General features: G+C 48.3%; 17 protein-coding genes. 9 read left to right on the plus strand and 8 right to left on the minus strand.

Annotated elements, in window-relative coordinates; translation table 11 throughout:
- Positions 1 to 59: 59 nt before the first annotated feature.
- Entirely contained in the window at positions 60 to 971 is a 912-nt protein-coding gene (locus EXU85_RS21000; RefSeq protein WP_142773975.1) for an alpha/beta fold hydrolase, read from the minus strand.
- Positions 972 to 980: 9 nt separating this feature from the next.
- Positions 981 to 2,393, minus strand: a complete 1,413-nt coding sequence (gene uxaC, locus EXU85_RS21005) for a glucuronate isomerase (protein ID WP_142773976.1) — start codon at positions 2,391 to 2,393, stop codon at positions 981 to 983.
- A 220-nt stretch (positions 2,394 to 2,613) separates the two neighbouring features.
- Between uxaC and EXU85_RS21010 the strand changes: the two genes are divergently transcribed.
- The 4 genes from EXU85_RS21010 (at position 2,614) to EXU85_RS21025 (ending at position 7,625) form a co-directional block, all read left to right on the plus strand.
- The gene (locus tag EXU85_RS21010; RefSeq protein ID WP_142773977.1) at positions 2,614 to 3,975 is read left to right on the plus strand and encodes an MFS transporter; all 1,362 of its coding nucleotides are present in this window, start codon (positions 2,614 to 2,616) and stop codon (positions 3,973 to 3,975) included.
- A gap of 24 nt (positions 3,976 to 3,999) precedes the next feature.
- The gene (locus EXU85_RS21015; RefSeq protein WP_142773978.1) at positions 4,000 to 4,992 is read left to right on the plus strand and encodes a sugar kinase; all 993 of its coding nucleotides are present in this window, start codon (positions 4,000 to 4,002) and stop codon (positions 4,990 to 4,992) included.
- 179 nt (positions 4,993 to 5,171) lie between these two features.
- A complete protein-coding gene (locus EXU85_RS21020; protein WP_246859176.1) occupies positions 5,172 to 6,710 on the plus strand; it encodes a tagaturonate reductase in 1,539 nt (512 codons plus the stop codon).
- Positions 6,711 to 6,878: 168 nt separating this feature from the next.
- Positions 6,879 to 7,625 (plus strand): hypothetical protein, encoded by a 747-nt coding sequence (locus EXU85_RS21025; protein ID WP_142773979.1) that lies wholly within the window; start codon positions 6,879 to 6,881, stop codon positions 7,623 to 7,625.
- Positions 7,626 to 7,690: 65 nt separating this feature from the next.
- Here EXU85_RS21025 and EXU85_RS21030 read toward each other — a convergent pair whose 3' ends face one another.
- Both EXU85_RS21030 and greA read right to left on the minus strand, forming a co-directional pair.
- On the minus strand, positions 7,691 to 8,080 hold the full coding sequence (locus EXU85_RS21030) for an HIT family protein (protein WP_142773980.1): 390 nt from the start codon (positions 8,078 to 8,080) through the stop codon (positions 7,691 to 7,693).
- An 81-nt stretch (positions 8,081 to 8,161) separates the two neighbouring features.
- The gene (greA, locus tag EXU85_RS21035) at positions 8,162 to 8,635 is read right to left on the minus strand and encodes a transcription elongation factor GreA (protein WP_142773981.1); all 474 of its coding nucleotides are present in this window, start codon (positions 8,633 to 8,635) and stop codon (positions 8,162 to 8,164) included.
- A 311-nt stretch (positions 8,636 to 8,946) separates the two neighbouring features.
- Here greA and fmt point away from each other — a divergent pair, with 311 nt between their 5' ends.
- The 5 genes from fmt to EXU85_RS21060 all read left to right on the plus strand — a co-directional run bounded on the left by fmt (position 8,947) and on the right by EXU85_RS21060 (position 14,124).
- A complete protein-coding gene (gene fmt, locus EXU85_RS21040) occupies positions 8,947 to 9,870 on the plus strand; it encodes a methionyl-tRNA formyltransferase (protein ID WP_246859177.1) in 924 nt (307 codons plus the stop codon).
- A 28-nt stretch (positions 9,871 to 9,898) separates the two neighbouring features.
- Positions 9,899 to 11,599, plus strand: a complete 1,701-nt coding sequence (locus EXU85_RS21045; RefSeq protein WP_142773983.1) for an AAA family ATPase — start codon at positions 9,899 to 9,901, stop codon at positions 11,597 to 11,599.
- A 5-nt stretch (positions 11,600 to 11,604) separates the two neighbouring features.
- On the plus strand, positions 11,605 to 12,483 hold the full coding sequence (locus EXU85_RS21050) for an HNH endonuclease (RefSeq protein ID WP_142773984.1): 879 nt from the start codon (positions 11,605 to 11,607) through the stop codon (positions 12,481 to 12,483).
- Between the two features lie 44 nt (positions 12,484 to 12,527).
- Positions 12,528 to 13,523, plus strand: a complete 996-nt coding sequence (locus EXU85_RS21055) for a polysaccharide deacetylase family protein (RefSeq protein ID WP_142773985.1) — start codon at positions 12,528 to 12,530, stop codon at positions 13,521 to 13,523.
- Positions 13,524 to 13,623: 100 nt separating this feature from the next.
- On the plus strand, positions 13,624 to 14,124 hold the full coding sequence (locus tag EXU85_RS21060) for a dihydrofolate reductase (RefSeq protein ID WP_142773986.1): 501 nt from the start codon (positions 13,624 to 13,626) through the stop codon (positions 14,122 to 14,124).
- 114 nt (positions 14,125 to 14,238) lie between these two features.
- On the opposite strand, the gene EXU85_RS21065 is transcribed toward EXU85_RS21060, so the two are convergent.
- The 4 genes from EXU85_RS21065 to EXU85_RS21080 form a co-directional block, all read right to left on the minus strand.
- Entirely contained in the window at positions 14,239 to 16,338 is a 2,100-nt protein-coding gene (locus tag EXU85_RS21065) for a beta-galactosidase (protein ID WP_210422393.1), read from the minus strand.
- A gap of 12 nt (positions 16,339 to 16,350) precedes the next feature.
- A complete protein-coding gene (locus EXU85_RS21070; RefSeq protein WP_142773987.1) occupies positions 16,351 to 17,280 on the minus strand; it encodes a sugar phosphate isomerase/epimerase in 930 nt (309 codons plus the stop codon).
- A gap of 183 nt (positions 17,281 to 17,463) precedes the next feature.
- Positions 17,464 to 19,803 (minus strand): glycoside hydrolase family 3 N-terminal domain-containing protein, encoded by a 2,340-nt coding sequence (locus EXU85_RS21075; protein ID WP_142773988.1) that lies wholly within the window; start codon positions 19,801 to 19,803, stop codon positions 17,464 to 17,466.
- 236 nt (positions 19,804 to 20,039) lie between these two features.
- Positions 20,040 to 21,581, minus strand: a complete 1,542-nt coding sequence (locus EXU85_RS21080; RefSeq protein WP_142773989.1) for a carboxylesterase/lipase family protein — start codon at positions 21,579 to 21,581, stop codon at positions 20,040 to 20,042.
- Positions 21,582 to 21,625 lie beyond the last annotated feature (44 nt).

Here is a 21,625-nt window from a genome sequence, read left to right on the forward strand (position 1 = left end):
AAGGGAGGAAAGGAAAGAAGGAGGAGGGGGAAGATAGGATTATGCAAAAGCCGACCTCCTTATTCCTCTCCTCCCTTTTGTCCCTCTCCTCCTTCCTCCCTTTCCTCCTTCTTCCCCATTATCAACTCATTCACCCGTTTAGCTTCCTCGTGTTGCACCCAATGAGTGGCATTTTCGATAAATTCGACGCGTCCGTTGTCGCAAAGATCAATGCTGAGTTGCGCCATCTCCCGCTTTAGGAATTGATCCCGGACGCCCCAGATTAATAAGGTCGGTACAGTAACCCGTATAGTTGGTTGTCGGGCAGGTGGTTTTTGAAGGGAAGCCCGATACCAGTTGATCATGGCCTTCGCAGCACCTGGCTGCGACCAGGCTGCTGTATAGTGTTTTAGATCAGTATCACTAAATATTCCCCGTCGGCTGCTACGTCGTAGTGTTTGGGTCAGGAAAGCCCAATTGCCCAGGCGAACGACGGCTTCCGGCAGCCAGGGCAACTGAAAGAAACCGATATACCAGCTACGCAGCATTTGCCCTATGTTCCGACTGGCGTACCGCTTCATCACAATCGGGTGCGGGACATTCAGAACAACCAACCGCTCTACGCGTTCCGGGAAAGAAACCGCCGTCCACCAGGCAACAGCCGCGCCCCAGTCGTGACCCACAAGTATAGCGTTGTGCCGACCTGCGGCATCGATTAGTCCAATAACATCTGCCACCAATGAATCAAGGCTATAGGCAGCTATCCCAGTTGGTTTATCACTGATGTTATAGCCCCGCTGATCGGGCGCCCAGACCCGGAAACCGGCTTCTGCTAAGGCATCAATCTGTTTCCGCCAGCCATACCAGAATTCCGGGAACCCATGTAGCAAAATAATAAGTGGCCCATCTATCGGCCCTGCCTGAACGACATGAAGTCGAACGGGGGGCGAACCGGCAGATGGGCCACTTGTGTCAATAAACGTATGCGTCACAGATCGAAGTTAAAAGCCAAAATAGCGTTCGGCGTTGCGATAACAGATATCCTGAACGATCTCACCAACCCAGGCAACGTCGTTAGGTAATTCACCGTTTTCGATTTCGTTACCGAATATATTGCACAAAATCCGCCGGAAATATTCGTGACGGGGAAATGACACGAAACTGCGCGAATCGGTCAACATACCCACAAATGCACTCAGGAGACCCATGTTGGAGAGGGCGTTGATCTGTTTCTCCATCCCATCTTTCTGATCCAGAAACCACCAGCCTGAGCCAAACTGCACTTTACCTCGTATCGACCCATCGTTGAAGTTCCCGATCATGGTGGCTATCACTTCATTATCTGCCGGATTGAGGTTATAAAGAATCGTTTTAGCCAGTTGATTCCGGTCGTCCAGGCCACCCAGAAAACGTGACAACGAGGCTGCTTGCGGAAAATCGCCGATACTATCCCAACCCGTATCAGGGCCAAGCTCACGGAGTCGGCGGAGGTTATTGTTTCGCAGAGCACCCAGGTGAAACTGTTGTGTCCAGCCCTTTTCGTGATCCCACTCAGCAAACTGAACCAGCATGAAGGATTTGAATTTCAGAACGTCAATTGGCAAAATGGCAACTCCCCTATTCAGTTGATCGAATATCCGTTGTACCTCACCTTCGGTGTAGGGTTCGGCATAGATCACCTCCAGGCCATGATCGGACAGGCGACAGCCCATTCCAGCGAAATAATCATGACGCGATTTCAGGGCGTCGAGGTAGCTGGCCAGTGTGTGAATCTCGCGATTGGTCAACTCGGCTAGTTTCTGCACGTATCCCCGAAACACGATAGGATCATCGGCAGCCATCGCTTTATCGGGGCGAAAAGCGGGCAGAATCTTCACATTGAAGCCCTCCTGCACCAGCTGCTTGTGGTGTTCCAGTGAATCCAGTGGATCATCAGTTGTACACACCACCCGAACATTGAAATACCGAAGTAGGCTTCGGGCCGACAAATCCGGCAATTGGTCGTTACAGGTATCGTACACCGACCGGGCGGTCGTGGGATTTAAAACGTCGGTTATCCCAAACGGGCTTTTCAATTCCAGATGTGTCCAGTGATACAACGGGTTTCGAAGTGTATACGGAACGGTTTCCGCCCATTTTTCAAATTTCTCCCAGTCACTTGCATTACCCGTGCAATAGCGTTCGTCGATGCCATGCGTGCGCATAGCCCGCCATTTGTAATGATCGCCATAGAGCCAGAGTTGCGTGATGGTGTCAAACCGTTTGTCGGCCGCAATCTGATCGGGTGGCAGGTGACAATGGTAGTCGATAATGGGCATTTTTCGGGCATAGTCGTGGTAGAGTCGACGGGCCGTTTCGGTTTGCAATAGAAAATCGTCAGATAAAAATGTAGGAGCGGGCGAAAGTGTAGTCATGCTGGCAAAAGCAAAAGCCGGGTCATTTCTCCCGGCTTTTGCTTTTATTTTTACGGTTATGCCATAGCCATCAGGCAATTCAGCAGAACTCCCCTCCCAGCAAACCGAGCCTTAACCCGCGCAATTCGGCCAGTCAACAGATACTGACTCATTTACCAACTGAGTGTTTAGAAAAAAAAGCGTTCTTTGCTGCTTTTCTCCCTAAACACGTAAACTTGTTTTGCAAACGCCAACTACTTCGGGCCGTTTTCGATGGCGGATTGTTGCCTTACTATTTCTGGCAACGACGATAAATTATGTAGATCGGCAGGTGTTATCGTTTACGATGACCGACGATTTATTCCGAAAAGAGATGCTCGATGTAGCGCCTAATACAGTTCTTACCAAAGAAGCCACCGACCGGTTTAAGGTATTGTATGGCGATGTGGATGCTGCCTTTAAATTTGCCTATGCCATTGGTTTTCTGCTGGTTGGCTGGCTCATTGACCGCATTGGCACTCGAAGGGGATTCTCACTGGGTATTATTATCTGGAGTATTGCCGCTGTTCTGACCGCGTTTGTCAACAATATGACCGGGCTTCGATGGGCGCGTGCATTTCTCGGTCTGGGCGAATCGGCCAACTTCCCCTCCTCGGTTAAAACCGTTGCCGACTGGTTTCCTAAAAACGAACGTTCATTTGCGCATGGCCTATTCAATGCCGGCACAAACGTGGGTATCATTCTCACCGCCATTTCTGTACCCTATTTAATTTTGCAATTTGGCTGGCGCAGTTCGTTCCTCGTAACCGGTCTTCTGGGCTTTGGCCTGCTCATTTTATGGTGGTTCACCTACAGTAAACCCGAACGGAGCACCAAACTTACCGCAGAAGAACTGGCCTATATTCGTAGCGACAACGAGAAAGTAGCACCCCGGACGGTATCCTGGGGGCAGTTATTGGGGTATAAACAAACCTGGGCTTTTGCTGTCGGGAAATTAATGGCCGACCCGATCTGGTGGTTCTACATGTCGTGGCTACCCGATTTTTTCAACTCCAACGACGCCCTCGACCAGAAACTCGATCTTAAAAGTTTTGGTGTTCCTTTCCTGATTATTTATGTCGTGTCTGATGCCGGCAGTATCTTTTTCGGCTGGCTCAGTACGCAGTTTATGAAGCGGGGTTGGTCGGCTAACCGCGCACGTAAAACAACCATGCTAATCTGTGCACTCTGTGTTGTTCCTATCTTCTTTGCGGCCCAAACCAGTAGTCTGACGGTTGCCATTGCGCTGATTTCCCTGGCAACCGCGGCTCACCAGGGCTGGGCCGCCAATATGTACACGTTTGCGTCAGACCTTTTTCCGAAAAATGTAGTCGCGTCTGTTAGCGGAATCGGCGGTATGTTTGGGTCGGTAGGCGGTATTTTATTGTCCTTATTGGCAGGCCGGATCATCACCGCTTTCGGGTACAGGCCAATGTTTATTATTGCAAGCTGTTCGTATCTAATTGCATTAGCTATTATTCATTTAGTATTGCCGAAATTAGAGCCCGTCAAGGCCGAAGAATTAGAAAAAAGTGGTCACTGGCTGATGGGGACCCGCTCCTAATTAATCCGTTTCAAGTTCAATCGAATGAAAATTATCACTTTTGGCGAAGTTATGCTCCGGCTTAGTCCGCCGGGTGTTGGGCGGTTTGCTCAGACAGACAACCTGATGATGCACTTTGGAGGTACCGAAGCGAATGTGGCCGTCTCCCTGGCGCAGTTTGGCTTACAGTCCTTCCATGTTACTCGTTTTCCAGATCATGCCCTTGGTCGGTCGGCCGCTGGTTATCTTCGTAAGTATGCTGTTAGTACCCAACACATCCAATACGGCGATGGGCGACTCGGGCTCTATTTCCTGGAAACAGGAGCCGGAAGCCGGGCCAGCCAGATCATTTATGACCGGGTCGATTCCGCTTTTTCACGAATAAAACCGGATGACATTGACTGGGAATCCATTTTACAGGGGGCCGACTGGTTTCACTGGACAGGCATCACCCCTGCCCTCTCACAAGGCGCTGCCGACTGTTTGCTGGCAGGTATTCAAACGGCCAATCGGCTCGGTGTTCCTGTTTCGAGCGACATCGTTTATCGAAGTAATTTGTGGCAGTACGGCCGAAGTCCGCAGGAGATCATGCCTGCCCTTACCGAAGGCTGTACGCTGGTACTGGGCAGCAAAGGGTTGTTTTCTGAGCTTTACGGCGTTGTTGGAAGCACGTTTCAGGAATCAGGGCGTGCGCTGATGAAGCGCTTTCCAAACGTTCGGTACATAACGGATACCAAACGGACCTCTGTTAGTGCATCCCACAATCGGCTGGGGGCTAAGTTATTCGATGGGCAGGATGTGTATAAGTCAAGAGTCTATGATATTCAGCCGATTACCGACCGAATTGGTACAGGCGATGCCTATATGGCGGGCTTAATTTATGGGTTGCTAACGTTCAACGACTTGCAGCGGGCTGTGGAGTTTGGCGCGGCAGCCTCGGCCTTAAAACATACCATTCCGGGCGATGTAAACCTGGCTACCGTTGCCGAAGTAAACACGCTGGCCAATGGCGACAGTTCGGGAAAACTGAAACGGTAAGTAAGTGAGCCAATTTTGATTCTTTAGAGTCTATTACCGCTCAATAGACTCTAAAGAATTCAACGAATCAATAGATTCTAAAAAGCGCCTGATTCGCAAAGTAGTTCGTATTATTGCTGAATTATGAAGAATCCAGCCATAAATTTCCATTTCAGATAACAGTAACGATTATCCAACTGATGACTGCAAAGCAGATTGCCACCCATCCAATCATGGCTAAATTAACCCGTTCGACACACCCCGCACCCGTTTTTCCCGAAAAAATTCTTCAATTTGGTACTGGCGTTCTCCTCCGCGGATTGCCCGACTACCTGGTTCAGAAAGCGAATGCGGAAGGGCGATTTGGGGGGTCTATTGTCGTCGTCAAATCGACGGATAGCCAAACCAATGAATTTTCGGATCAGGATAACCTGTACACCGTGGCAGTTCGTGGACTTCAGCAAGGGCAACCTGTTTCCGAAACCACAATTGTTTCGGCCATTAGCCGAGTACTGGCGGCACAAACGCAATGGAAAGAAATTCTGATGCTGGCCCGGAATCCAAAACTGCAGATCATCATCTCAAATACCACCGAAGTAGGTCTGGATTATGTAGAGGAAAGCATTTTTCAGCATCCTCCGCAGTCGTTTCCGGCTAAATTAACGGCCTTTCTGTACGAACGTTTTCGGAGCGTTGGTGGCTCACGAGCCAAAGGGCTGGTAGTTATCCCAACCGAACTTGTCACGGATAACGGCCTGAAACTCCGCGATGCGGTCGAAAAAATGGCCCAATTCAACGAGCTGGGAAAATTGTTCACCAAATGGCTCAAGTTCCACGTTCGGTTCTGTAACTCACTGGTTGACCGGATTGTAACCCGCCCTACTAAAGAAGCTCAGGAAGCATTACAACAGGAGGCTGGCTACGAAGATGAGCTATTAACCTTTACTGAGCCCTATCACCTCTGGGCCATTGAGGGCGACGATCGTGTGCGGGAAACGTTGAGTTTCGCGGATGCCAGCACCCCACAGATCATTATCGACGAAGACATCAATTTTTACCGGGAGCGTAAGTTGCGGGTGCTTAATGGTACGCACTCCCTGACAATGCCGTTAGGTTATCTGCTTGGCCTGGAAACCGTTGCCGACGAAATGAGCCATCCCGCTATGAGCAAGTTCATCGAATCGCTGATGCTTACCGAGATTGTACCGACCGTACCGGATTATGATATTCCGGGTATGGATAAAGCAGCGGTTGCACAGTTTGCCAACGATGTACTCGATCGTTTCCGTAACCCCAACCTCGACCACTTGCTGTTAAATATTTCGCTTCAGGAAACCGCAAAAATGCAGTCCCGCAATGTAGCAACCATTCAGCGCTATTTTGAGCAGTTCAATGCCGTGCCCAAACACATTGCACTGGGCTTTGCGGCTTATTTGCTGTTCATGAAAGCAGTTCGGGAAGAAAAAGGGCAGTTTTTTGGAGAGATTGCGGTTAACGGTGGCATCCTCACCTACCCCATTCGCGATGATAAGGCTGGTTATTTCTATGGCGACTGGAAGACCGTCAAAAAAGGAGTCCCGTCAACTGTACAGCCTTTTGTAAAAAGCGTACTCTCCGACGTTACAATCTGGCAAACAGATCTGTCGGTATTGCCCGGCTTTGTTGAAGCGGTAGCCCAATACCTAAACGATATGCTAACAGCTGGCGTAGAAAAAACCCTGACAAAAGCGTTCTCCTAGCTTCTCTCTGGGCTACTAGTAGCCCACTCTTTTCTGGTAGTCCACGAAACAAACAGTTCCTGTCAAACATAAGTTGGCAGGAACTGTTTGTTTACTATATCCTATCAAATCATCTAATTTTTACATTTTAGATGAATTAACTACTTATTCATTCGTTCGGCAGCGTTTATGAAAACTCTTTCTTATTGGGCCAGTCGTCATGTATCCCTTGCTATTTTTCTAATTATACTCGGCGAACTAGCGAATGGTGTTAACGGCGTTTTACTAGGTGCTACACTAGTAGGGGAATTCCCGTTGATTTATCTCTATGTATGTATGCTGGTCCTGATCGGCCTGGCAATTTACGTACAGCTTTCTGCAAGGCAGCTACCATCAGCAACCCATTATTGGCTTGGCCGACGGTGGCTGTTCGTCGCCTTTCTGAGTAACTTCCTACTGTTTGGATTATTGGGTGGGATCTGGAATCAACGCGTACAGACACAACAGTCAACGGCAAGCGTCTTCGGTGGTCGACGTATTGTCGTAGCTGGTGATTCGCTGTCACCAGTAGATTCTGTCCGCCGGTCAACTCAGCCGGAAATTAAGGCTACTCCTTCCGACACACCGAAGAGTCCACGTGGGCTCTACATCGTATTGGGTATACTAGGTATAGCTGTCGCCTATGTTGTCACCGGCTTAGCGTGCAATATCGCCTGTGCAGGCAACGGATTTCTGGCATTATTGGCTTTTTATCTAGGTTTGGGAGGTCTGGCAGGTTCCTTTTACTACGTCAGCAAAGCCGTTCAGAAAACACCCAAACGACGACGAGATATGACGGTCGATGAGCGAAAAAGGGATAGTCGTCGGTTCTGGCTGCCCTGGGTCATTCTGATTGGCATTGCGTCGGTACTTCTTCTGGTAGGAGCCACTAAATGAAAAAGCCACTGCAACACGAAATTTAGTCGTGTTGCAGTGGCTTAGGAAGTAGCAAAACTACCTGCTTATAAAAACGCTCGTATCTTCTCAGCCGTCTCAGCCAGTTCAGCCTGAGTCGGTTTTAGTTTATTGTGAAAATTCATATCCGCCATGGAGTTGAGTGGGATTAAATGGACATGTGCATGTGGCACCTCCAATCCAACAACGGCGACTCCGATGCGTATACAGGGAATGGCTTTCTCGATAGCCGGGGCAATCTTTTTAGCAAACGCCATCAGCCCGATATACAGCTCATCATCCAGGTCAAAGATATAATCGACCTCTTTTTTAGGAATGACCAGCGTATGGCCTGTGGCCGTTGGCATCACATCCAGAAAAGCAAGGTAATTGTCCGTTTCGGCAATTTTGTGCGCCGGAATCTCACCAGCAACGATGCGAGAGAAAATGGAAGGCATAATGAATAAATAATGTAAAATGGATAATGAATAATGTAGGATAGCAGCCGTCCCATTATCCATTTTGCATTATCCATTAATTTACCGGGCTATATCAATTACTTCAAATTCCAGTACACCGGCGGGGACTTTGATCTCGGCAACATCACCCACATGTTTGCCTAACAGCCCTTTCCCGATGGGAGAACCTACAGATATCCGACCCGATTTCAGGTCAGCTTCTTCTTCAGAAACCAGCATATAGGTCATTTCGGCACCGTTTTTCTTGTTTTTAATCTTCACTTTCGACAGCACCGAAACTTGCGATACGTCAATCGTTGATTCATCAAGAACCCGAGCGTTAGAGAGAACTTCTTCAAGTTTCGATATTTTCAGTTCATGTAAACCCTGAGCATCTTTTGCCGCATCGTACTCCGCGTTTTCGCTGAGATCTCCCTTATCGCGCGCTTCGGCAATTTGACGGGCAATTGCTGTCCGGCCTTTCGTTTTTAACTCAACCAATTCGGCTTTTAGCCGGTTGAGCCCTTCTTCTGTGTAATATGAAATCTTTGCCATAATATAATAATACGTACTCGTTATTCACATTGGTTTGGTGTGCTCCCTAAAAACAAAAAGAACGGTACACCGACCGTTCTGCAACCAAATTGGTTTTCTTTGCAGACGCGTCAGGGGTGCCGTCGGGTTTCCGAAGCAAACGGTTCAGGATTATAAAAAATTGTTCGTCGCATAGGCTAAGCCATTTTCTGGCCGGTCACATTCTGACGCAGCGCGTTCTAACCAACGTAACTGTGATACAAAAGTAAAAATACTTCACGGCTATATCAACACATAGCCCATTCGCTTCGTAAAAACTGATTTACTGATTCATGCCTACTCCTCTTCGCATTGTATTCATGGGTACGCCCGATTTCGCCGTTGCCAGCTTACATCGGCTGCTGGGCGCGGGTTGCCAGGTTGTTGCAGTCGTTACCGCTCCCGACCGTCCGTCAGGACGCGGATTACAGTTGACGCCCTCACCGGTTAAGAAAGCGGCAGAAGCAGCCAATTTACCCGTTCTTCAACCCGAAAAACTCCGCGATCCGGCATTTCTGGAACAACTCGCCAGTTATCAGGCCGATCTGCAGGTAGTGGTTGCTTTCCGCATGCTGCCTGAGGTAGTCTGGGCTATGCCAACCATAGGCACGTTTAATTTACATGGCTCCTTGTTACCGCAATACCGAGGGGCAGCTCCGATCAACTGGGCCATTATTAACGGTGAAACTGAAACCGGTGTCACGACCTTTTTTATCGAAAAAGAAATCGACACAGGGCAGATGATTTTTCAGGATTACGAGCCGATTTACCCCGACGATAACGCCGGAACGGTGCATGACCGATTGATGGAGCGTGGGGCCAATCTGGTGCTAAAAACCGTGCACGCCATCGAAGATGGTGAGTATCCCCGCACGCCACAGCCCGTTGCCAATGATCTGAAACCAGCACCGAAACTCAGCCGGGAAACAACGGAAATCAACTGGAATCAACCTGCCCACGCCATTCGTAATTTTGTACGCGGCCTATCGCCCTACCCCTCGGCCTGGACGTTGATCAACGGAAAAGTATTCAAACTCTACGATGTCTCGCTAGCCAACGAATCCCCGTTTGCGGCTGAACCGGGAGAAGCCTATACAGATAATAAGAAAACGATTCTGGTTCGGGCGACCGACGGATGGCTACAACTCAACACCCTCCAGGCCGAAGGCAAACGACGTATGACTGCCGAGGAGTTTTTACGAGGGAATAAATTGTGAATTGGGATTGTTGTAAATTGACTGCTCTATGAACGAAGCCATGACACCTGAAGAACTGCTCAAAGCCGAAAACGCCTTTATCCGTCTACACAATCAGGGGGTAATTTTAAAAGAAATTGCAGAGCAGTTGGGAGTTGAAATAGGAGTAATCAAGAAATGGAAAGAAAACTTAGAAGTCGCTATTCAACAGTCTAATAATCCAGAAGGTATAAATGTTACTGTCCAGAATAAAGATGCAAGTGGAGCATATTTATACAAGCATAGCTTAAATTTAACATTCTCTGGCATAGAGAAGCTGAAGTTTGATCTCGTGCGATTAGCAATTAGAGACACAAACGATGACAAGTTTGGACACATTTCACGAAAGGCAGGGGAATACATAGATTTTGTAGAAAACCACCTTAAATCATTCCATTACAAAATAGATGATAATAATGGGGAGGCAACATTTGAGTATCATTTAATTGAAGATAGTAACGATTCAGAAACTATTCAGAAAGCACAAGATCTATTTAGTTTCTACTATGAACATTCAGTAAGGTTTGAAAAACTTGCTGAAAAGTCGATTCTCATAGACAGAGAGACAAAAGATGTATTTTTGAATTATCAAAACGCCTTACCATACAGTTTAAAATCTTTAATTATTAGAGATTTTGAAGGAATTAGCTCTTGTCAAATACAAAATATTCCGATCGATACGCCTTGGCTGTTTATATCTGGAAATAATGGTTACGGTAAAACTACGTTTTTAAGAGCTGTGTCTATTGGATTATTGGGAAGTAAAGAAGACGACCAGATTATTGCTAATGATATAGAGTCAAAAATAGCTGTTGAATATAAAAGTATAGGTCAGAATATAATTAACAACTTGTGGGCGTTAGGTTTTCAACCACTTGAATATTTAGCCTGCTATGGCCCTTCTCGCTTACAGATTCAGTCAAAAATGAGCCAGAACGAAGTCGCGGAGAAAAGCACTACGACCTATGGCTTATTCAATCCTGATGGCATACTACTTAACATTGAAAGTAAGCTTATTGAATGGCATTTGGAGAAGAATGAACGCTTAGAACAGGTTAAAGGCCTATTTAAAGAAGTAATTCCGCATTTAGCCGACATCATTGTACAGAAGAATAAGCAGGACGACTATGAAGTGCTGTATGTAGAGCGGGCTGAACAGGATGAAACAACTACGTTTGATCCTGTTCCATTCAATCAATTGGCAGCTGGTTTTCGGAGTATTATCGGCCTGATTGGCGATTTGTTAATTCGATTTATCCGCAAGCAACCTCACGTTAAGCAATTGGGTGACCTGGCTGGTATTGTGTTAATAGATGAACTAGAAAATCACCTGCATCCGAAATGGCAGTATCAGTTGCCTACATTGTTGTCGAAGGTTTTTCCTAATATCCAGTTTATTGCGGCCACGCATAGTGTAATTCCCATCCTTGGTGCACCAAAGAACTCTGTTTTCCTAAAATTAGACCGTTCTAAAGCGAAGGGCATTACGGTTGAGCGAATAGACATTGATATAGCCAACTTACTGCCCAACTCTATTCTGACCTCACCCATTTTCGACATGGACACGATCCGGCCAATTACGAATGAAGATGTAGGAAAGTTGAGAACAGAAGACACCTATGACGAAGTAGTAGCCAACGACGCAATAGACAAGCAACTTCGCGAACTCGATAACGACCCTTCTCAATATCCCGCTCTTCTTCAGGAATAGGCAGCATGATTCGCGTATATAAAGATTTTGACGATCCTCCTGCGGGACTTGTCAGTGAGTCGTGCCAAGCGCAGCAGCAGAAAGCACTTGCAGAAAAAGCCCAACACAACTTTAGCAGTCATCACTACCGTGACGGCACAATTGGCACTTTACGTAAAATATACAAGTACAAATGCGGCTATTGTGAAACACATGAATCGGCAGGCGCTTCGTTACGGGTAGATCATTACCGGCCCAAAGGCAGGGTGCTAGACGTTCCAATTCATGATGGATATTATTGGCTGGCATACGAATGGAGTAATCTGGTCTTGAGCTGTGAAAAATGTAATAGAAGAAAGTGGGATCACTTCCCAATTCAAGATGAAGCTAGTCGGGTTTCGAAACCTGCGCTAGGCAAAAATGATCTTCCTACTCAGGAATGTTGCCGAGCCGACAGAGAAATTTTACGTGATGAACGCCCGTTATTGTTAAATCCTGAATTAGATGACCCTGACAAGCATTTAATTTTCCTCCCAAATGGAACCGTTCAGGCAAAAACAAAGAATGGTGCAAAATCAATTGAATTGTACTTCTTAGAACGAGATGAACTCATCAAGAACCGTAAAAACATGACTGATGATATATTGGAGAAACTTAAAAAGCATCTTTTAAAATACCTTAAGCGGGAAATTGATGAAGAAACTTACCGCTATGCCATGCAGGATGTCTATGAAGAGGCAGCTATAAATCGGCAGGCGGATAAAGCATATTCTCGTGTGGCTAATGCTTTATTTGATGATTTTGAAACCTTTGTCGCAGCGCAGTTTCCTGCTAGTCAGCAGGTCTACATCAGGCAGAGTTTTCAGCTTTATCAACAGGGAAAATTGTGGCCTGTACCAAACTAGCTACGGCTCTCTAAAATCATATTACCCTAAAACCCCAACCATTCATGAAACGAATTCTTACCTACCTGTTACTCACCACGCTTACCAACTTGTCCGTTAACGCCCAGACCAAAACCTACGCGGAGAAACTTGGCTTTCCGAAAGGCAAAAAAGTCGTTATTCTCCACGTCGATGATGCGGGGATGAGCTACGAATCGAACGTAGGAACGATCAACGCCATCGACAAAGGCATTGCCAACTCAACGAGTGTTATGATGCCTTGTGGATGGGTACCGCAATTTTTCGACTACCTAAAAAAACACCCCAATACCGATTCAGGGGTTCACTTAACGCTGACCTCTGAGTGGGATAACTACCGGTGGACACCCCTGATAGGCTGCAAAAATGCACCGGGTTTGTGCGACGAACAAGGTGCTTTCTGGCATTCGGTAGCGCAGGTCGTACAGCACGCATCGGCTAATGAAGTGGAGGCCGAAATCAGGGCGCAACTGGCTCGGTATCGGGCGTTTGGTATGCAGCCAACGCATATGGATTCGCATATGGGAACCCTGTTCGATCCTAAGTTTGTCATGAGCTATGCCAAGGTGGCGATGGATGAGAAAATTCCGGTTCTGTTTCCAGCAGGTCACGCGTCCCTGATCTTTAAGGTCAATAATGTACCAGAGCCCATGCAGAAACTGGCTCAGCAGGTAGGCAAACAGCTTTGGGATGCAGGGCTGCCCGTTTTAGACGATCTGGACGGCACTAGTTATGGCTGGACGTTACCCACCGGAACGCCTGTTACCGATGCTAACATTCAGAAGTACAAAACCCAGAAATTTATTGAGCTGATCAACTCGGCAAAGCCGGGCCTCACCTACATTATCATGCACTGCACCTCGCCTACACCTACCTTCGACCAGATTAGCGGTTCGGGGCAGACGCGTAAAGGCGATATGCTGGCCATGATGGACCCCGCTCTGAAAGCCTTCATCGAAAAGGAAGGCATCATCGTCACGACCTGGAAAGAGTTGACAGAACGACGGGGAAACGTTAAGTAAATCTAAACGCAAAGGCGCAAAGGATGCGCAAAGAGCGCTAAGTATAACTATAATCTTTGCGACCTTTGCGTTGTCCTTTGCGCCTTTGCGTTTAAAAAACATGAAAATCAGTCTTATCTCTGCCGTTGCTGACAATGGCGTTATTGGCCTCAACAACGATATGCCCTGGCACTTGCCCGACGACTTTGCTTTTTTCAAACGCAAGACCAGTCACCATCCCATAATCATGGGCCGCAAGTCACTGGAAGCGCTTGGGAAACCCTTGCCTAACCGAACCAACATCATAATTACCCGAAACCCCAACTTTACTGCTCAGGGTGTAAGGGTCGTGCATACGCTTGACGATGCGATTGACAAAGCGCGAAAAGCCGATCGGGCCACCGATGAAATTTTCGTCATTGGCGGAGCCGAAATCTACGCCATGGCCCTTCCCATTGCCACAACGCTTTACCTAACCGAAATCCACCAGGCTTTCGAAGGCGATACGTACTTCCCAGAATTCGACAAGAGCGAGTGGCAGGAAGTGAGTCGACGACCGCACTCAGCCGATGAGCGCCATGCAGTGGCTTTCGATTTTGTGGAATATGAACGCGTAAGTTGATTTATTTTTTGTCATTCCGACGAAAGGAGGAATCTCAAGTCTCTTGATAGTCAAGTTTGAGATTCCTCCTTTCGTCGGAATGACAAAAAACCTAGCCGTTACAACAGGATCAGCTTAATTCTCCTCCACGATCTTCACACCCCAGGGCTCCAGCGGTAATACCGCATTTGGCGCGATTGCTCCGTTAGAAAGCAACTCTTTACCCGCCTTGTACGGGTAGGTTAATGAAGCCGGAGCAGCCGAATAATTAAAGTAGTAGTGAATTTGTTTGCCCTGCTGATTGACCCCGGATTTGGTAATGAGCGGGAAAGCCAGTTGCTGATCGGTACCCCATACGCCCGCTTTTTTCACCGCATCTTCCAGTACTTTTTTCAGGATCGCATCGCTGGTGATACAGCCCATATAAGTTGCTACCCCCTTCCCGTACTTATTTTCGGTGATGGCTGCGTATTTACCCCAAACCGGATGATCGTAGTAGGCCAACACGCTGGCTGTGGTGGGTGTGATCAGTTCCATCCAGGTCTTGACGCTATTTTGCTCGTTGCCTACTTTATAAGGATCGCCCTTCAACGAAACCTGCACTGGAATTGTGAATTGACTATAATAAATCCCGCAGGCTTCATTGATAATACCCGGCTGGCGCGTTGACCGAACTTTTACATTTTCGTCGGAGAAACCACTTTTAAAGGTGTAAACAATGTGCCCGCCGTTTTTCACAAAGTTGTTCAGGCGATTCAGCAACGCATCCGAAGCCGCATAAAGAGCCGGAACGATCAGCACTTTGTAGCTTTCCAGATTCGTGCTGGTTGGATCGACGAAATCAACGCCGACGTTCATCTGATACAGCGCGTCATACATGGGCCGCAGCACATCGTTGTACTTTTCTCGGGCACCCCAGCCAAAACTAAAGGCATTGAAGGCCGTTAACGCTTCGTTGCTGAACAGCATCGCTACTGAGTTTGTCTTTTTGAGGTTAACCAGTTTCGAACTGAGCTTCTCGAAATCACGCCCAATGGTTTTGGCTTCGTCGTAGGTAGGATTCGGTTCAAAATCGTGGCTCAACAGTCCTTTCCAGTATGTTTCGGCAGAGTTATGAATGGAATGCCAGTGCCAGTATTCCAGCATGTTAGCACCCGACGCCAGATGGCTGAACGCCTGTAAACGAAGCTGTCCCGGATAAGGAACCCATTGCGGAAAGCCCTGCGCTTCGGTTTCGAGAACCAGGTAATTTTTGCCACGGTTCGACGCATCGACTTTCATAGAACGGGCTAGGTCGCCACCTAATGAAATTTCGATCCCGGTGAGCTTATCCTGCGTTGGATGGTAAATGTCGATTCCGGCAACATCCATTGCCTTAGCTGCCGCGAAATGATCAACATCGGCCTGAATACCATACGAATAGCCCCGCCAATCGAGGTCAAAATTCTGCGTAATAAATTGATCCGGACGTTTGTATTCCCGTACAAGCGCAGTCTGCCAGGCTAGATAATCGGTGACCAGCTTTCGCTGAAACGTCGAGAACTCCGAACTCAAACTGGCGTTGATCGTACCGACTGTCGATGGAAAATCGTCCCAGTTATTGATTCGATTGCTCCAGTAATCCAGCCCATACGCCTTGTTGATAGCGTCCAGTGTTTTGTACTTTTCCTTCATGTACTGAACAAAAGCCTGCTGAACGTTATCTCCTGTCGTATTGTAGTGCTTCGTTTCATTATCGACCTGATACCCAATAATAGCCGGATGCGATTTGACGTGTTCCAGCATCTTCCGAATCACGCGTTCGGCATGAAACCGGAAGTGTGTATTGGTAATATCCATATTCTGGCGAGCACCGTACCGATTAGGTCCCTGTGGCGTAACTGCCAACACATCCGGGTATTTTTTGACCAACCAGGTCGGCACGGCATAGGTAGGCGTTCCAATGATCACCTGGATACCTGCCTTGTGCATCGCGTTCAGTACACGGTCGATGTGCGAATAATCGAACACGCCATCCTGCGGCTCCACTGTGCTCCAGGTTGATTCGGCAATTCGAACGACATTGATACCGGCCTCTTTCATCATCTGGATGTCCTTCTCCAAACGCTCGTAGGGCATGTACTCATCATAATACGCTACGCCAAACAGAAGTTTATCCTGCTTAGGTGTTTGGGCCGATGCCGTGCCAGCGAGAAGACTAAACGCAACAGCAAGGAAATAATAAATTTTGGTCATGTAGGGTATGGCTTACACTAATTTGCTCCCCACCGATTCGAGCAGGGCCTTTGTCCGGCGGATACCTTCCTCCTCGGCCATTCCTTCGCCTTCGAACTCAACACCAATATAGCCTTTGAAACCTGAGTCTTTCACCAGTTTGAGCATACGGTCGTAGTCGATCTTGGTTTCCTGGCCCTGGGCGTTGAACCCGTAACTTTTGGCACTTACCCCACCTTTGGCATAGGGCAACATTTCGGTCACGCCTTTATAGCGGTCGTATAGCTTCTCACAGTTTTTTTCTGAACTACCCCAATCGTGCGATTGACAAAAGTTGCCAAAGTCGGGTAAGAGGCCGCAGTTTGGTTTGCCAACGGCTTTCGCTACGGAGGCCATCCAACTCCCATCCGACGAGTGGCCGCCGTGGTTTTCGGCAACGACATTGATACCCAACGGAGAAACTTTTTCAGCCAGTCGACCCATGCTTTCGATAGCCCGTTTACGGACTTCATCGGCCGAATCTTTGCTTTGCAGATTCACCCGAATTGTTTTGCAGCCTAAATAGTTGGCGGCTTCCGCCCAGGCATAATGTCGGGCAATGGCATCGGCCCGTTTGGCCGCGTCGGCATCCACCAGATTCCCGGCGGTATCGATCATCAGTAGATGGTTCGTAACGCCCTCGTCCTTACTCCGCTTGAGCAGTTCCTGTAGATAAGCCGGTTCGTTCTTCACGAATTGATCGACGTATTCAACCGCCGTGATGCCGAAATCCCGGCGGGCTCGGATTGGGAAATCAAGTGTCGTGGTTTCCTTTTTGAACAACGCCCGATGCAGCGACCACTGAGCCAGGGAGATGCTGAAAAATAAAGGCTTAGGAGCCGCCAGTGAATCTAGGGTCGGCAAGAGTGGCAGTGTAGCAAGAGCACCTAGCTGCCCCAGAAAATGACGCCGGGTTGTATGCATAGTAGTATAGCCTGATTAGGTAGATTACGAAATCGAAATGGGACTTTTCTGTGGTGTCGGTTACTAATAACCGACAGCGTGAGGTTTCTCAAAACCTATTTACTTTCGGTTTTAAGAAACCTCACGCTGTCAGATTTAGGAATCTGACAGCACGCACCAGCACTTAAAAGAGAGGGAACGCACTTATTTCAAGCTCAAAACCGCTTTCTTATACTTCGCAGTTCGGGCATCCTGAATGACGCCTTTCCAGTTCAGACCAAAGCCAAAATCATAGACATGCCCTTCCGAATCGCGGTACGAAGTCATATCACGGGGAACATCTTCGGCCTGGGCCTCTACGGTTTTCATATCGGCGGGAAACTGCATGGGCAGCATCGCAGACGGTTCGTGTGCGCCCGTCAGAATATCCATTAGCGCCTGATCCTGTACGCCAAAATGGGCCAGAATGGCGTTCGATTGACTTTCAAATTCTTTAACAACCGTTGGGTTCGACACCTGTAAGGCAACAATTACGGGCTTGCCTTTCATCATAGCATAAGTTTCGGTGACCATGCTCAGATCTGACGTGTTGATCGTCTTGGCGGTTTTGCCGTTATAGGTCCGGTTCGTGAATTTCTCCAGTGGATCGCCACCCGCAATACTTGGGTCACGGGTACCCTGAGCGGTATAATCGCCGTATTGCAGACTAACGGGAACGTAGCCTGTTCCGCCCGCTTTGGCATCGGGAATGCTGTATCCCCCGCCCGAATCCGGACTTCGCATGAACACCAGCGCATAATCGGCTTCGGCAGGATTATCCGTTACGGTGAAATACTTCTTCACGATGTTCAGACTAACAGGATATTCGAGTTTTTCGGGAATATCCATACCCAGAAAATTACGACCGGCAGGTGTAAATTGCTTAGGAATATAAACCGTTTTGCCTTTAGTCAAGGGTAAGGTTTTGGTTTTGTTTTTCAGCATCACCACCGATTCCAGTTGCGCCTGATAACCCGCCTTCATGAACTCAGCCGTTCCCACCGATTTTTGCGAAACCTGCGGATCTAAGTAGGGGTTTTCAAACAGCCCAACCCGGAAGACATTCCTGAGCAATCGAACGGCCGATTGTTCAAACCTAGCCCGCATGAAGGCTTCGCCGTGCTCTTTAACGCCCATTTTGTAGGCTTCCATAACAGGTCCCGATTCATTGTTGCCACCAAACTGATCGACGCCATTCATCAGGATTTTGTAATGACGTTGCGCAACCGATAGCTTTTCAACACCCCACGATTTACCCGTCAGAAACACATCGACCGCCGTTTCATCAGCTGTAATGAGCCAGTCGGTGCAAACGACACCGTCGTATTTGTATTTGGTACGTAGCAGGTCGTGGATGATGTATTTGTTATAGCTGTTCCCTACGTTTTCGCCGTATTTCTTATCCTGATCGAACGAAATGGTGTAGTACGGCATCACCGCCGAGGCCATGCCGGTTTTACCACTTAGTTTGAAAGCACCGTTCAGAAATGGCAGAAAATGCGTCTGGAAATTCTTGCCCGGATAAACGGCATATTTACCATAGCCATAGTGTGCATCGCGCCCGCCTTCGCCCGAACCACCACCCGGCCAGTGCTTTACCATCGCATTTACGCTATGGTAACCCCAGCCACCCGTAATTTCATTGGCTCCGGTTGAGGTTTGAAAGCCATCTACGTAGGCCCGAGCCATATCTGTAGCCAATTGCGGATCTTCACCAAACGTACCACTCACCCGGTTCCAGCGCGGATCAGTTGCTATATCGATCTGGGGAGATAGGGCTGTAGCAATACCCAAGGAGCGGTATTCGGTGGCGGCTATCTGGCCGAATCGTTGCACAAGTTCAGGCTTGAAGGTAGCCGCTAGCCCCAGCGAACCGGGCCACATGGAAATTGTGCCCCCCGCCCCGGCGTTAAATTCGGCATTTGCACGCGTACCGTGGCGCGGATCGGAACTACTGTTAACTGGAATACCTAATCCTAAGCCCTCGACCAATGCCTGGGCATTATTGTTCCATTCGGCAGCTGCTTCGGGGCTTTGCACCGACGTAATCAGGACGTGCCGCAGGTTATCTTTAGTCAGAAACTCCCGCTGCTGGTCTGATAGATCGGCCACTTTAGCGCCACTTTGGGCGAATATTTTCCCGTTATACGTACCTGCAAATGGCCCGCCAGCCGCTGCCGGAATGGGCTGGTGTTTACTGTACAACATCAACCCGGCAATCTGGTCGATGGACATTTTCGACGCTAAATCTTTGGCCCGCACATCGGCCGATAGCCGCCAGTCTTCGTACTTATCCAGTTTGCCGTTCTTATTCAGGTCTTTAAACGCAAACCCTTTATCGGTTAGCAGTTTAACACCGGAAGTGGTGGCGTAGCCCAAAGTCTGTCCACCTTTATTAGTAACTTTCGTCCAGTTTCCGGATTTGGTTTCGGTCCAGTTTTGGCCTATTGCCATAGATGCAGATAGCAAGCTTAATAGGCCGATATAAGTACTTTTCTTTCTCATAGGTTTAAGTCATTCTTATTTATGGCTCATTTTCAGACAATTAATAAAAAATATTGATTAACCACAGAGACACAGAGAACACAGTGTTTAAAAAGAGATAAAAGCGACAATTTTAAACTCTGTGTTCTCTGTGTCTCTGTGGTTAATCAATTTAGTTAGATCGCTACGCGGCCAAGTCGATTTTTGGAATAAACCTCCTATCAACATCCCGTCGCTAACGCGGCAATAAACCCAACTTACTTCCCAACCCCATAATAAGTCTCCCAAAAAGCCAGTTGGGGCTTCGTTGGGAGTAGGCGATTCTGGATGGTTGTATCCAGAATTAAGACGTTTTCGATGGCAGGCGTATAGGCAACCCACTTAGGCAAATTCTTGCCATTGGGATTACCCGTTTTGGCGAAATTCACCCAGTACGATGACATTGCATCGGCTAGTGATTGATCGACGGGTTCCCAGGGGCGATTGAGTGTATGCAGGTTATTATAGGCGTACACAATCTCGCCCGAGTGAAAGGCCCCAAATTGTGTCTCGGGTGTTGCGGCAGGTAGTTTGCGATTAAAATTATACATATAGACCGGCGCTTTACCTGTTTTTGTCTGCATTTTAGCCCATGTATAATCCTGAATACCAAACGATTCATCCCGACCGCTGGCGATTTGCGACTGAGCTGCTTCCGGGTCAGTTTTTGCCGGGTATACGGCCAGAAAATCGTCGGCTTTATCGGCAAATCGTTTTTTCACCTGCTCCCGAAAAGGCTCTGCTTTGGCGGGAGGCCCAGACACCCGATCCTCCGCATTCCAGCCCACAATGAGCGGCACATCATTCTGGTGGCCTTTCGCATAGATGTCCATTATCGACTCGGGTACTACGTAGCCATCCGTAATGGGTGCACTCAAGCCACCATTCGCTTTCAGAATATCGTCGGCCGATTTAGACCGAAGTTCGCTCAGAGAAGTTGCGCCCAGCGATGTAGCGAACGTAACCCCCTGTTGCTCGGCTCCCTGTAAGGTCAACTTAGGTCGAATAGGACTAGCCACGAAGCTTCCACCACTTTCGGCAATTGCCTTTTGAAAAAGCCCTTTGGTCAGTGGCGAAGCCGTCAGGAAATTAACCGCAAAGGCACCTGCCGACTGTCCGGCAATGGTAACATTAGCAGGATCACCACCCAGCGCGGCTATGTTTTTCTGAACCCAGCGGAGGGCCGCGATCATATCCATCAATGCATAGTTGCCTGACGCATTATGACCTGACTCCTGCGATAATTCGGGGTGCGCCATAAAACCGAAAACACCGAGCCGGTAGTTGATATTGACGAAGACAACTCCTTTTTTGGCCATTGCTTCTCCATCGTAAATGGGGCAGGCCCCTCCCCCACTCCGAAAGCCTCCACCCGGTATAAAGACGATCACGGGTCGTTTTTCGGTAGCGGATTTGGCACCTGTCCAGACATTCAGGTACAAACAATCTTCGCTGATAGGGGCTTCAGGGATCAGAAACTCCGTCGACCAGTACATAAAGGGTGTAGGTTTCCCCTGCATCGGGCTTGGCCCAAATACCTGGCACTTCCGAACTCCGCTCCAGTTTGCAACGGGCTGGGGGGCTTTCCAACGCAGGTTTCCAACAGGAGGGGCCGCAAACGGCACGCCTTTAAAGATGCGGATATCGCCCGTTTTGTTGGCCGTTCCCTCAATCGGGCCATTCTCCGTTTTAACAATCGTTGATTGACTAAAGGCAGAAAAGGAAATTAGGGCCAGGACAAAGAGGAAGGTTCGTTTCATAGAGGATTACCGGCTGTGGTTTCGGGTAGAAGTGACAGACACCA

The organism is Spirosoma sp. KCTC 42546 (genome assembly GCF_006965485.1).
GTDB lineage: Bacteria > Bacteroidota > Bacteroidia > Cytophagales > Spirosomataceae > Spirosoma.